The organism is Paenibacillus sp. Marseille-Q7038 (genome assembly GCF_965111595.1).
Genome location: NZ_CBCOOM010000002.1, coordinates 685985 through 698872, shown reverse-complemented (window position 1 = coordinate 698872; position 12888 = coordinate 685985). Strand labels below are relative to the sequence as shown.

Sequence of the window (12888 nt, the reverse complement as noted above, 5' to 3'; positions counted from 1 at the left end):
CTCCTCTTCCTACATCTCAGTTAACACATAAATGCCGTGTGGATTGTTCATATAAGAGTTCTCCTCTTGGAAAAAACCTTCTTGATGATGATATTGATACGTGGTCCCGTATAATTTGAACTCACTCAACTTATCTTCCGTTCCTTCACTTGCATTCATGATAAGGTACAGGAACTGGGACATCACCTGCAAGGACGCATCTGGATCTGTTTCTTTGCTTAGAGCCACATCAGGTAAACCAAACATTTGCATCCCGCAAGAGTAAAAATAATGTTCATCCTGCATATAACTGATCATCGTATTCAGCAATTGATCAAGCCGAGCTTCTTCACCAATCATGCTCCACTCTTCTGGAGTAAATGCTTTGTCAGAATTCTCAATTTTGACAGCAACTCCCCCAGATGCCAGCAGCATGTGTACAGGAGCAATCATACGCTGGACTGCTTCAGCGGAACCCATATAGCCAGATAAATAAACCACCTTTGTATGCTTTTCTACCTTTTGCATCGTCTTGTCCGAGAAATCCCCTTTAGAGGATAAATAAAAAGCTTCCGCGAGTTTTGGATCTTGCTCTTCAATCCTTATTTCAAAAGCACGGTTACGCTTCGTATCCAGCAAAAGCCCGCTGGTAAGAGAATACTCCCCACGGCTCTTTTTTGTTAGTTTTCGTATTAGTTTGTCTTCATCTTTCCACTGTCCTGGAATACATAGGACGAGCTTATCATTCATCTGTAAATTCCCTTCTTCCTCGCTTGCCTTACTATAAAAACAAACCACTGCCCTTCTTCTAAGCGCTCAGCAGCAACTTGAATGAACGGCAGTGGTTGATATTGCAAAGGGCTTTCTCTTAATCCCTTGCTTCTATAGATGAAGCTTAATATCTTTTTGGTGCTGCTTTTTTTGCTAATTCTGTAAGATAGGAGAAAAATGCATCTGGGTCAGTATCATAGACAAGGTTAACCGATTTTCCCGCCGGATCTAAAATAGTGCGCCCCTGGCTTGGTCCATCTGGAATCACACTGCACTGCACGACTTTGCGCTTCACAAGCTCTTCCCGTCCTAGCGCTGCTGTGGTGAGGACATCCCACAGATAATAGGTTGAATTGGTCTCACTATATACAAGTGGTGGTACTCCCGAATAACAGTTACCAAGGAAGTCTACGCCTTCATAGCAGCGTTCTTTCGCCCAACGATTACGAACTGCTGGTGTGAGTGGTACTTTGTTCGTACTTTCAAGGGCTACAAGGTCAATCTCAATTCCTGTCTGCCAAACTTGGTAAGCTGCTTCTGGGTCCCAATATACATTCCATTCTGCCGTTCCATCATGCTCTGGTTCCTGGACATTCCCTTTTTCAAAGGTTCCTCCCATCCATACCAGCTTCTCAATCTTCTCTTCAATCTCTGGTGCTTCCTCGAGAGCTCGGGAGAGGTCTGTAAGTGGCCCAGTGAATACGAGAATTGTTTTTTCTTCCGTGTTGCGTATGGTCTCAATCAGATGTTTATGAGCAGGTAATTCAGACAATGGAGCTTCCATCGTTCCGGATTCATTCAATATAGGAAGTGCATCCACATAAAAAGAATGGATGCGCCAATCGTTTGGAAATGGGTTTTTACCACGAGAATTCGATTTCGATACTTCGACTTGATACGTGCTGAAACGATCGATAATTTTACGGCTTGCATCCGTGGCTGGTTCCAGATAACCATCTGCCGGAATAATAGACACCCCTGTCACTTCCAGGTCATCCATTTGCAGAAGCATAAACAGTGATACGAGATCATCTACCCCGCCATCATGATTAAAATATACTTTTCTCTTTGTCATGTGTAAAAAATCCCCCTGCTAGTCTTATCTATTATGTGTGAAACCTTAGCTCATATGTTCTCATCTTAAGTCTTTACAAAGTGCAAATGCAACCATTCTTCCTCTGAAAATCAAGGGAAGATAGAAAAAAGGGGTGTGTCAGCATATTCAATATCTGCTGACACACCCCTTACATTCGTTATTTTTCAATATTAATGAAAGGTTTTAACTTGTTCCTCTTTAGCAGCAACTTTCCTTTTACCTGGCCAAAAAGCAACTTCTCCAAGCACCATGGTAATCGCAGGTACGAGGAAAGGTCTTACAATAAACGTATCCAGTAAAACGCCGATCGCTGTAATAATACCAAACTGAACAAGTACCTGAATCGGTAAAGTAGCAAGAACTGCAAAGGTACCGGCCAGGATGAGTCCAGCGGAGGTAATCACAGAACTCGTCTCTCCTACCCCTTCTTTAATCGCTTGTTTTAGCGGCATCGTTTTACTCTTCTGCCAAATACTCGAGATCATAAAGATATTATAATCTTCACCTAGGGCTACTAGGAACACAAAGGAGTATAGCGGAATTGCTCCTTGGATTGCATCTGCTCCGAGTCCGTAATGAATAATGAGCCAACCAAGACCGAGTGCCGAGAAATACGACAAGATTACGGTAGCAACCAAATATACCATCGCTACCAACGAACGCAGGTAAAGCAGCAACAACAAGCTGATCAGACCTACAACAACCGGGATAATGAGTCTTGAATCATGTTTTCCGGCAAGTTCTGTATCATACTGTGTAGCTGTCTGACCGCTAATCCACACTTTATCACCGGAAGCATCCACACCTGCACTCTTAAGAGCAGTCTCTGCTTCAGAACGAAGATCTGGAATATGGTGCATCGCTTCGATGGAGTACGGATTCATGGCAAATTCCACTTGATAAGCAAGAATATCGTTATTTACAGATCCTTCTTCAGGTTCCGAAACCACACTTACATAATCTAATGCTTCTAGACGCGATTTCACATCCGTATCTTTACCTTCCGTGTCCAGCATAAGCTGCACTGGGGCAAGCTCTCCTTCGGAGAATTGCTCCCCAATGACTGTAAATCCTTCTCTAGATGGAACATCTTCTGGGAAAGAAGACAATAGATCATACGTGTATTTGATTTGAGGTGAAAAGGAAGCTAAAATTCCGAGCACCACAATCGTTGATACAATGACAGTCCAAGGGCGCTTCGTCACAATATTGCCGATCCAGCTTTCTTTTTTCTTACGCGGTGCCGGTACCGGTTTCCCTTTTTTACGAGCGCGTTCTGCCTGCATCTCTGCTGTTCTTGGTACAAACGGATAAAAGGATGCACGGCCGAAGATAGCCAGAAATGCGGGAACCAACGTAAGGCTCGCAATAAACATAATAAGAATGGATAAACTAAATGGAACAGCAAAGCGCTCATAAGCTCCATATTCAGCAAGCAGCAGGGCGAAAAGTGAGATCACCACGGTAAATCCACTCATCGCGATTGCGCCCGAAGAGCTTGTAATCGCCTGGAATAATGCCTTGCGTTTATCTTCTTCATCCCATAAAATCTGACGGAATTTAGAAATGATAAATAGACAATAATCAGTCCCTGCCCCAAACAGCAGAACCGTCATAATTGAAATGGACTGTGAATCAACGGTAATGACGCCTTGTTTTGCTAGATATCCTAAGATGGGACTCGTCACAATGTACGCGAATCCAACAGCAACAATAGGAATAACAGCAAGCAGCGGTGAGCGATAAATCAGAAGCAAGAAGATAAGTACAAGCAGCACGGTACCGATGAGAAGCGATACGTCAGCATTCTCAAACAATCCAGTCGCATCAACCGAGATACCGGCAGGACCTGTCACCCGAGCACTCAGCTCATCTCCACTATCTATTTCAGCATCAAATGGATTCGTTCCAAATATAGAAGTCATACTGGACTTGATTCCATCAAGACCTTGGCCTAGTTCTTCAGCATCCGCTTCGTCTTCAAAAAACACAGGCAGCACGAGTGTGCTTCCATCTTCAGACAATTGTGCAGACAGTGCCGGCGGCGGTAATTTATGTAGAGGAATAACAGCTGTTTGATGAGGAACAGGGTTCTCCTCCAGCTGAAGTGTCAACTCTTGCAGCTTCGTCAGGTCTTCTGTACCGAGTCCTGACTCTTTATGAATAACAATTAAAGCAGGTATACCCGCATCATTCGGAAACTCCCGATCAGCTACCATTTGAGCAACAACGGAAGGTTCATTCTCTTTCAGATTGGCTGCATTGTTATTTTCCTGTTCACCAACAGCAGGCCAAACAAGATTTAAAACAACGGCCAAGATGACCCACACCAGAACGGTGATCCATTTCGTCTTTTTACCAGCAACCCATTTTCCATAACCACCGGGTTCTTTTTCGTGCATTGTTCCAGTCACATCCTTATTTTTAATGTTTTTATTGAAATGAACCGCAGGTCATAATACAATCTAGAAGTAATTATATATACCGGTAGGTTAATTATCAACAACTATTTTGAAATTGGCGGTGGATTCACTTATACTGCTCATCAGGAGGAATCATGATGACTAAACAACCACCTCGTTCACCCGGACGTCCTAAACAAACTTCGGATGAAGCGTCCACCTATGATGTGATTCTAGGAACAGCCTCCAGGCTGTTTATGGAGAATGGTTATGAACCCGTGTCTCTGCAGCAGATTGCGAAGCTATGTAATGTTACAAAGGCCTCCATATACTATCACTTCACCAGTAAGCCCGAACTGTTCAAGATCGCTGTCACTAGTATGCTGCGGCGCGGTTACGAACAAACACACAAGTGTTTGATGAAAGCAGATACTTTGAAAGAAGGCCTTCTCTATATTGCGGAAGCCAAAATTGCTACACCTCATGCGGAAATGGAAACGATCCTTCGCGAAGCAGAAACTTTCCTCAGCCACGAACAGATCCAAGAGATTAGAGATGGCGAGCGTGCCATTCACCAGCTCTTGGCGGATCATTTTGAGCGTGAATTCCAATCCGGAGTGATTAGGCAGAAGAATTCGCTCCTACTTGCCCAGGCTTTCTCCGCCCTGCTCATGCTGGGTAATCGTGAGGATATTACGAGTAAATATGCCGGCCCGAAAGAGCTTGCAGAAGAACTTGTTGAATTATTCTGGCAAGGTGCAGGTTCTTAAGAGAATCTGCCCTTTTATCAATTGATTAAAAAAGGCCCGTAAGGGCTTTTTTTATTAACCAGATCACGACATACTATATGGCATCCGGACCACCCACTAAAAAATTGAGCTTATGATCAAGAACGGAGATTTGCACAGGCGTACTAAGATACACCTCTCCATCTGTATCTGCCTGTTTCTCTTCATCGGTTCGAAGCTTGATATTCCGGGCTTTATAGTATAGTATACTGTCATTCTTCGGCTGCCACTCTCCTTCGGGTTTACGAGCTAATAATTCCTTTAGAAGCGGCAATCCTGTCTGGCGAATAATTAAAATATCAAACTGACCGTCCATCAGTGCATCTGGAGCAAAAGGAAGTGCACTCGATCCAAGTGATCGGCCGTTTGCGATGTAAATCATTACGGCTTCATCCTGAATCAGCTTACCATCAGCCTCCATCTCAAAAGCAAAAGGTACTGCTGAGCGGATCGTTTGCAGCGTACTAATAAAGTAACTTAACTTCCCAAGTGAATTTTTTAAGGTTGAATCGATATTTTCAGATGTATCCGTAATGAGACCTACCCCAAAGAAGTTAGTAAACACTCGCCCGTTAGCAAGCCCCAGATCAATATCGATTATTCTTCCTTCAAGCATCATACGAGCAGCCTGCGTAACATCCACTGGCATCCCGAGTGACCTTACAAAATCGTTACACGTTCCACCTGGCAGTATTCCCACGACCGGAGGATGTTCCAGCTGTACTAAACCGTTGATACATTCATGGACCGTGCCGTCCCCACCTAAAATAAATACCACATCTACCTCACTTCCGCGTTCAACACATATCTTCTCCCCGTCTCCAGGACCAGAAGTCTGAATAATATTCAGCTCCTTGATGGCAGGTGCCAGTACAGCTACGGCAGAACTGACCAAACTTCCTGCAGCAGATCCTGCTGCATCATTATGTATAAGCAGTGCTTTTGTGATCTTCATGACTCATCCCTCCTACTTCTCTTATTTTATGCATACTCTTTCTTTACCCGTTGTACACAGGCCGATAACAACTGTATAACATCATCTCCAAACCAACTTATTCCATATTTTATTAATGGGAAGTGTTATCTATCACCATCGTTCAGGGTAATAACATAAAAAACTACATCTTTAACCAAGGAGGCAATCTCTATGATTCCTGCAACACATAAAGAACTGGAAGAAATCAGAACAACATGTCGGTCCATGGTAAAGACGCGGGCGTTCGCCTCGGGAAGCACTTCACTAATTCCGATCCCGGGAACCGACGTTGTTGCCGACGTAGGGATTTTAATGCAGCTGCTTCCCGCTATTAACGAGAAATTCGGTTTAGCTAAAGAAGATGTGGATGGGATGGATGCAGAAACCAAAGCCGCCTTTTATGGACTCGTTTTATCGATGGGTAGTGCTGTAATCGGAAAACTTGTTACCCGAGAAGTGGTCATTAAATTGCTCCAAAAAGTTGGTGTACGAATGGCAGCGAAACAAGTGACACGATTTGTTCCTTTTGCAGGTCAAGCCTTGTCTGCGGTACTCAGCTTCTCGGCAATGCGATATGTCGGCAACAAACATGTAGAAGACTGTTACCAAGTTGCATTAAAGCTTTTGGAAGAACGCCGAGCGAAAGAGTCCCTACTCCCGGAAAATTCTGAAATCCTCAGTAGAATAACGGAATCTGTCCCTATCGACAGTAAAGATCATTCTGAGAGTGAATCAGCAGATACGACACCTAAGGAATAACCCAGTTCAACATGAAGAAATAAAAAAACACCGAATCTCTTTCAAAGACAGATGTTATCTGCCAATAAGAGATCGGTGTTTTTTCGTTTTTAGCCAGCTTCGGAGAACTGACTGTTATACAGATCGGCGTAGAATCCGCCTTGCGCAAGCAATTCAACATGTGTTCCTTTTTCAATCACATCTCCATGATTCATAACTAGAATCACATCAGCATCACGAATAGTCGATAACCGGTGAGCAATAACAAAGCTGGTCCGGTCTTTCATCAGTTCGTTCATCGCTTGCTGGATCGCAATCTCGGTTCTCGTATCCACTGAACTTGTTGCTTCATCCAAGATAAGAATAGATGGATCCGCCAATATGGCGCGAGCAATGGTAAGAAGCTGCTTCTGACCTTGTGATATATTCGATGCTTCTTCATTCAGCACGGTGTCATAACCATCCGGCAACGTACGAATGAAATGATCAGCCCGAGCAGCAATCGCAGCCTGCCGAATCTCAGCTTCGGTTGCTCCTTCTCTGCCGTAGGCAATATTGTCGCGGATTGTACCATTAAACAGCCAGGTATCCTGCAGTACCATACCGAACATCTCACGAAGAGCACCGCGCGGCATATCGGTAATATTAACCCCGTCAATCCGGATTTCTCCGCCCTGAATCTCATAGAAGCGCATCAGAAGATTGATCAGTGTTGTTTTACCAGCACCCGTAGGTCCGACAATGGCTACGGTTTGTCCAGGCAACACATCTAGGCTCATATCCGAAATGAGTGTCTGTCCGCCTTCGTATCCAAATTTCACATGGTCAAAGGTAACTGCTCCTTGAACCTCTTCTCGTGCCAAGTTACTTCCTGTTTCTTTCACTTCTTCTTCTTCATCAAGCAGTTCAAATACACGCTCGGCGGAAGCTACCGTAGATTGAATAACGTTAGCAATATTGGCCAGCTGTGTAATCGGTTGAGTGAACTGACGAGAATACTGGATAAAAGCAAGAATACCGCCGACATTCATCGTTTCTCTAGTTACAAAAATCCCGCCTACGATACATATCAGTACGTATCCTAGATTTCCAATAAACTGCATCAGCGGCATAATAAGCCCGGAGATAAACTGTGCTTTCCAGCCGGTATGATACAATTTCTCATTAATTTCATCAAAATCATGAATCGATCTTTCTTCGCGTCCAAAAGCTTTGACTACATTATGACCGGTGTACATCTCTTCCACATGCCCATTCAGTTCACCAAGTTTTTTCTGTTGTCCGACAAAATACCCTTGAGAACGCTTGGCAATCAACGTTACGACAATCACACTAAGCGGTAATGTCAGAAACGTAATGAGCGTCATCCACGGACTGATTGTGAGCATCATTACGATAACCCCAATAACCGTCACCAGCGAGGTGATGAACTGCGTTATGCTTTGCTGTAAGGTGTTACTAATGTTATCCACGTCATTGGTAGCACGGCTAAGTGTTTCTCCATGGGTGCGTCCGTCAAAATATTTGAGCGGTAAACGTGACAACTTTTCATTAATCTGTTCTCTTAGCTTGAATACGATTCGCTGAGCTACGCCGGACATTAAATACTGCTGAGCATAACTGAATAAAGAACTTAATAAATAAAGTCCGCCTAGCAGCATCAAGATACGGTAGATAGCCGCAAAGTCAATCGGTATAACCTCTTGTCCATACAATTTCGCTTGACCAGGTGCCGCTAAAATGTTTGTAGCATCTGCCAGGATCTTCGGTGCAACAATCGTAAACACGGTGCTCAGAATCGCCATAATGAAGACGAGTACGAGCATTTTATTCTCCGGCTTCAGGTATCTCACGAGCCGTTTCATTGTTCCTTTAAAATCTTTTGCCTTCTCTACAGGACCTCGGCCCGGATGTCCGCCGGGATGTCCCGGTCCTGCAGGCGGCGGTGTACGTTTCTCACTCATGCGATCTCCTCCTCTGATAACTGTGAGGATACAATTTCACGGTAAACTTCGTTATTAGCTAACAATTCTTGGTGGGTACCGGTGCCCACAATTTTTCCCTCATCCATAACAAGAATCCGATCTGCATCTCGTACCGTACTAACACGCTGAGCGACAAGAATAACGGTCGAGTTGGAAGTTTCATCTTTCAAAGCAGCTCTCAAACGGCTGTCGGTTTTAAAATCGAGTGCCGAGAAACTATCATCAAACACATATATTTCAGGTCTGCGTACCAAGGCTCTTGCGATGGACAGGCGCTGCTTCTGACCACCAGAAACGTTATTACCGCCTTGGGCAATTACGCTATCGTATCCATTTTCCATTTCGCTGATAAAATCAGAAGCCTGTGCTACAGAAGCGGCATGCTCGATTTCTTCCTGAGTCGCATCTTCCTTACCGTAACGAAGATTATCCGCAATGGTTCCCGTAAACAGGATTGCCTTCTGCGGTACATAGCCAATTTTTGACCGTAGATCATCCTGTGTCATCTCTCTAACATCTACTCCATTGACCTTCACACTGCCCTCTGTCACTTCATAGAAGCGAGGAATGAGACTTAGCAGCGTTGTTTTACCTGAACCGGTACCGCCAATAATTGCCGTTGTCTCGCCCGGTTTCGCGGTAAAGCTGATCCCTTGAAGGGCATACTCTTCGGCTCCTGGATATTTGAAAGAGACATTATCAAACTCTAATGTTCCATAAAGTTTGTTCGGTTTTGCAGGTGTATCTGGATTTTTCAGTTCAGGTTTCATCTCCAGCACTTCGTTAATTCTGACAGCAGAAGCCGATGCTCTTGGGAGCATAACGAAAATAACGGAGACCATGATCAATGAAAACATAATCTGCATTGCATATTGGATAAATGCCATCATATTACCGACTTGTATATCTCCAGTATCAATACGAAGACCACCAAATCCGATGATCGCAATAATGGTGAAGTTCATGATCAGCATCATGGAAGGCATCATAAAGGCCATAATTTTATTCACACGAATCGCCGTTTGCGTTAAATCCTGATTCGCTTCCTTAAAACGTTCTTTCTCAAAATTCCCTCGATTAAAAGAACGGATAACCCGAATTCCGGTAAGCTGTTCACGCAGCACCAGGTTCAAACGGTCTAATTTTTTCTGAATGGCTTTAAATAAAGGCAGTCCTTTAAATGCAATAAGTGCTACTGTTCCCGCTAGGATCGGCAGAGATACCACAAGAACAAGCGAAAGCTTAGTATCCTGTGAGATCGCCATGACAAGTCCGCCGATAAACATGAGCGGTGCACTAATCATCATCCGCATCATCATGAGCAGTACATTTTGTACTTGAGTAATGTCATTCGTTGTACGTGTGATGAGGGAAGCTGTCCCAATCTGGTCAAATTCCTGTAGTGAGAAATTTTCAACATGTCTAAACACTCGGCTGCGTAGATCACGTGCGAACTTCCCAGATACTTGAGAAGCGAGGAAGCTGACCAGGATAGAACACAGTGCTCCGAGCAGAGCAATAAACAGCATCGTTCTTCCTACACTCCAGATATAAGGAACATCCTTATTTGGTATCCCATTATTCACAATATCTGACATCAATGTAGGTAAGTATAGATCAGACATGGATTGTAAGAATACAAAGATAATGACAAGGATCACTGGAAGTTTATAAACCTTCAGCATCCTTAAAAGCTTCAGCATAAATTTTCACTTCCTTCTTTTCTCTTTCGTTCTTCCCTTTCTTCCCGGACCATGTCATGGTACTCATGAACCCGATTTAGGAGCATGGTAAGCTGCTTTGTATCTTCTTCTCCGAGATACTCCACGAGTCCGTGCATGGTAGACATCATTTCTCTGTGAACTTCTCTAACTACTTGTTGTCCCGCCTCTGTAATCTTGATGCGGACGACTCTCCGATCATCCGGGTCCACTTTCCGTTCTACAAGTCCTGCTTCTTCCAATGTACGGATTACAGGTGTAATCGTAGGAGATTTCACACGAAGCAGCTTGCTGATTTCCGATGCTTTTAGACCCTCCATCTGCTCCTTCGTCGTGGGTCCTTTCTCCATATATTCACTGATCTTGCTTACAACCGAGACAGGATTCTTGCCATCTGTCTCTTTACCTCTAATCAGCGCTGTTAAAAGTATAATTTCGCTAGGGTTTCGCCCTTCCGTTTTTCGTTGTTTCCATATCCCACGATTAAACTTCATAAACGTGTAGAGCAAACTTTGTACCGTTGTATCTTCATTCATTTTTTCCAACCCCTCCTTTACAACCCGTAACCTTTTTATCCCTCTGAAATTAATCATACCGCAAAATCGTTAGGCATCCTAATTAACTTCAAGCAAGCAAATTATATTCCCCGTTTTCATGAATGTCAACCCGAGTCTATTACAGAATAAAATCCCCCTTACGGCCTGTTTTTATGAAGTTCTTCTGAGCCCTGGAATCCAAAAAGAAAAGCGATGGCATTGTTGCCATCGCTTTCCTCATATCCCTGCTATTCCCTAGCTGTTGACACCTGGGAACTGAACTCAAAATACTGCCTCGCATTTCGATATGAAATGTCCTGTACGATATTTCCAAGCAGCTCTATATCGTGGGGAACTTCTCCTTGCTCTACCCACTCTCCAAGGAGATTACACACTAACCTGCGGAAATATTCATGCCGTGGATACGAAAGGAAACTTCTTGAATCCGTGAGCATCCCAACAAACCGACTAATGAGTCCTGCATTCGCGAGTGCTTTCATCTGAGCGAGCATTCCGTCTTTGGTATCATTAAACCACCATGCAGATCCGAGCTGGATCTTGCCGGGAATACCGTCCCCTTGAAAACTTCCCGTTATCGCAGCCAGTACCTCATTATCCCTCGAATTAAGTGAATAGAGAATCGTTCTTGGCAGTGCGTCTTCGCTCGCAAGAGAATCCAAGAGCCTTACAAGTGGACCTGCGACCAGGCTGTCATTAATCGAATCGTATCCCGTATCCGGTCCAAGCAGACGGTACATTCTTGTATTGTTATTTCGCGCTGCATTGATATGGAATTGCATGGTCCAGCCACGGGCTGCATACAACTTCCCTAGGAAAACAAGGGTATAGGTTTTATATTTCTGCTCATCACTCAAGCTGACCTTCACACCCGTCCGAGCTTGCGCAAAGATAGCTGTTGCCTCTTCTTTCGTTGTATCTGCATAAGGAACATAATCAAGCGCATGATCCGAGACGCGTCCTCCTACGGAGTGAAAAAAATCCACCCTGTCTTCCATTACTTGCAGGAAGGTATCATAGTCTTCTATCTTTCGCTCAGCAACCTGTTCGAGCTGAGTTAACCAGGAGCGGAAACCATCGCGATTGATCTCGAGTCCTTTATCAGGGCGGAAGGATGGTAACACCTCGGTATCGAAGCCTGGAATATCTTGAATTAAACGGTGGTATTCCAGCGTATCGGCCGGATCATCTGTTGTACAAATCACGGTAACATTCGATTTAGTAATGAGATCTCGTGCACCGAAACCTTCACCATTCAGTTTGGCATTTACTTTTTCCCAAATCACAGGTGCATTCTTTTCATTAATCAGTTCATATACACCAAAGTATCTCTGCAGCTCAAGATGCGACCATGCATAGACTGGATTCCCGATCGCCAGTGGTACGGTTCTAGCCCAGGCCATAAATCGGTCATAGTCGCTGACGCTTTCATCACCGGTTATGTATTTTTCTTCTACTCCATTCGCACGAAGCAGCCGCCATTTATAATGGTCTCCATATAGCCAAGCCTCCGTCAGATTGCGGAAGGTTTTATTCTCGTAAATTTCCTTAGGACTTAAGTGACAGTGATAATCGATGATTGGCATATCCTTGGCATAGTTCTCAAACAACGTGATCGCTGTGTCGTTCGTCAACAAAAACTGCTCATCCAGAAAAGACTTCATCTACTCTTTCACGCTCCCTATAAGTTCCTTTTCGTTCATTTCGGTTTACTTACTATCTAAAACTACACTGTTTTCCCAAAAATTTCAATATAAATTGATAGCGCTAACAAAACCTTTTTTCTATAGGACTTTATGATCCATCTTAGAAGGATTTTTAGTAAGGTAATTGCTAAGTGATTTAATTCATTGAAGAAGTTCATTTTTTCATGCAAAG

10 protein-coding genes are annotated in these 12888 nt (G+C 43.9%); 2 read left to right on the top strand and 8 right to left on the bottom strand.

Features of this window, described 5'->3' with window-relative positions; genetic code table 11:
• Window positions 1-9: 9 nt before the first annotated feature.
• From ACWPWY_RS20375 to ACWPWY_RS20365, 3 genes are all read right to left on the bottom strand, one after another.
• The gene (locus ACWPWY_RS20375; protein WP_454193421.1) at window positions 10-729 is read right to left on the bottom strand and encodes a hypothetical protein; all 720 of its coding nucleotides are present in this window, start codon (window positions 727-729) and stop codon (window positions 10-12) included.
• Between the two features lie 145 nt (window positions 730-874).
• Window positions 875-1825 (bottom strand): nucleoside hydrolase, encoded by a 951-nt coding sequence (locus tag ACWPWY_RS20370; protein WP_454193420.1) that lies wholly within the window; start codon window positions 1823-1825, stop codon window positions 875-877.
• 191 nt (window positions 1826-2016) lie between these two features.
• Window positions 2017-4248 (bottom strand): MMPL family transporter, encoded by a 2232-nt coding sequence (locus ACWPWY_RS20365; protein WP_454193419.1) that lies wholly within the window; start codon window positions 4246-4248, stop codon window positions 2017-2019.
• 155 nt (window positions 4249-4403) lie between these two features.
• Here ACWPWY_RS20365 and ACWPWY_RS20360 point away from each other — a divergent pair, with 155 nt between their 5' ends.
• Window positions 4404-5018: a TetR/AcrR family transcriptional regulator gene (locus ACWPWY_RS20360; protein ID WP_454193418.1), complete on the top strand. Its 615-nt coding sequence runs from the start codon at window positions 4404-4406 to the stop codon at window positions 5016-5018.
• A gap of 73 nt (window positions 5019-5091) precedes the next feature.
• On the opposite strand, the gene ACWPWY_RS20355 is transcribed toward ACWPWY_RS20360, so the two are convergent.
• Entirely contained in the window at window positions 5092-5991 is a 900-nt protein-coding gene (locus tag ACWPWY_RS20355) for a diacylglycerol/lipid kinase family protein (protein ID WP_454193417.1), read from the bottom strand.
• Between the two features lie 192 nt (window positions 5992-6183).
• Here ACWPWY_RS20355 and ACWPWY_RS20350 point away from each other — a divergent pair, with 192 nt between their 5' ends.
• Complete coding sequence (locus ACWPWY_RS20350; protein WP_454193416.1) at window positions 6184-6771, top strand: hypothetical protein; 588 nt, start codon at window positions 6184-6186, stop codon at window positions 6769-6771.
• Between the two features lie 89 nt (window positions 6772-6860).
• Here the strand turns inward: ACWPWY_RS20350 and ACWPWY_RS20345 are convergent, their stop codons facing one another.
• The 4 genes from ACWPWY_RS20345 to uxaC form a co-directional block, all read right to left on the bottom strand.
• Complete coding sequence (locus tag ACWPWY_RS20345; protein WP_454193415.1) at window positions 6861-8714, bottom strand: ABC transporter ATP-binding protein; 1854 nt, start codon at window positions 8712-8714, stop codon at window positions 6861-6863.
• Window positions 8711-10438, bottom strand: coding sequence for an ABC transporter ATP-binding protein (locus ACWPWY_RS20340; protein ID WP_454193414.1), 1728 nt, complete (start codon window positions 10436-10438; stop codon window positions 8711-8713). Before ACWPWY_RS20340 ends, ACWPWY_RS20345 begins: the two co-directional genes overlap by 4 nt.
• Window positions 10432-10992, bottom strand: coding sequence for a MarR family winged helix-turn-helix transcriptional regulator (locus ACWPWY_RS20335; protein ID WP_454193413.1), 561 nt, complete (start codon window positions 10990-10992; stop codon window positions 10432-10434). The genes ACWPWY_RS20340 and ACWPWY_RS20335 overlap by 7 nt, the downstream gene beginning before the upstream one ends.
• Before the next feature lie 248 nt (window positions 10993-11240).
• Window positions 11241-12674, bottom strand: a complete 1434-nt coding sequence (gene uxaC / locus ACWPWY_RS20330; RefSeq protein WP_454193412.1) for a glucuronate isomerase — start codon at window positions 12672-12674, stop codon at window positions 11241-11243.
• Between the last annotated feature and the right edge of the window lie 214 nt (window positions 12675-12888).

Coding starts and splice junctions, on each gene's coding strand:
- ACWPWY_RS20340 (WP_454193414.1), bottom strand. CDS start 10,438: ATGCTGAAGCTTTTAAGGATGCTGAAGGTTTATAAACTTCCAGTGATC.
- ACWPWY_RS20375 (WP_454193421.1), bottom strand. CDS start 729: ATGAATGATAAGCTCGTCCTATGTATTCCAGGACAGTGGAAAGATGAA.
- ACWPWY_RS20345 (WP_454193415.1), bottom strand. CDS start 8,714: ATGAGTGAGAAACGTACACCGCCGCCTGCAGGACCGGGACATCCCGGC.
- ACWPWY_RS20335 (WP_454193413.1), bottom strand. CDS start 10,992: ATGAATGAAGATACAACGGTACAAAGTTTGCTCTACACGTTTATGAAG.
- ACWPWY_RS20350 (WP_454193416.1), top strand. CDS start 6,184: ATGATTCCTGCAACACATAAAGAACTGGAAGAAATCAGAACAACATGT.
- ACWPWY_RS20370 (WP_454193420.1), bottom strand. CDS start 1,825: ATGACAAAGAGAAAAGTATATTTTAATCATGATGGCGGGGTAGATGAT.
- ACWPWY_RS20360 (WP_454193418.1), top strand. CDS start 4,404: ATGATGACTAAACAACCACCTCGTTCACCCGGACGTCCTAAACAAACT.
- ACWPWY_RS20355 (WP_454193417.1), bottom strand. CDS start 5,991: ATGAAGATCACAAAAGCACTGCTTATACATAATGATGCAGCAGGATCT.
- uxaC (WP_454193412.1), bottom strand. CDS start 12,674: ATGAAGTCTTTTCTGGATGAGCAGTTTTTGTTGACGAACGACACAGCG.
- ACWPWY_RS20365 (WP_454193419.1), bottom strand. CDS start 4,248: ATGCACGAAAAAGAACCCGGTGGTTATGGAAAATGGGTTGCTGGTAAA.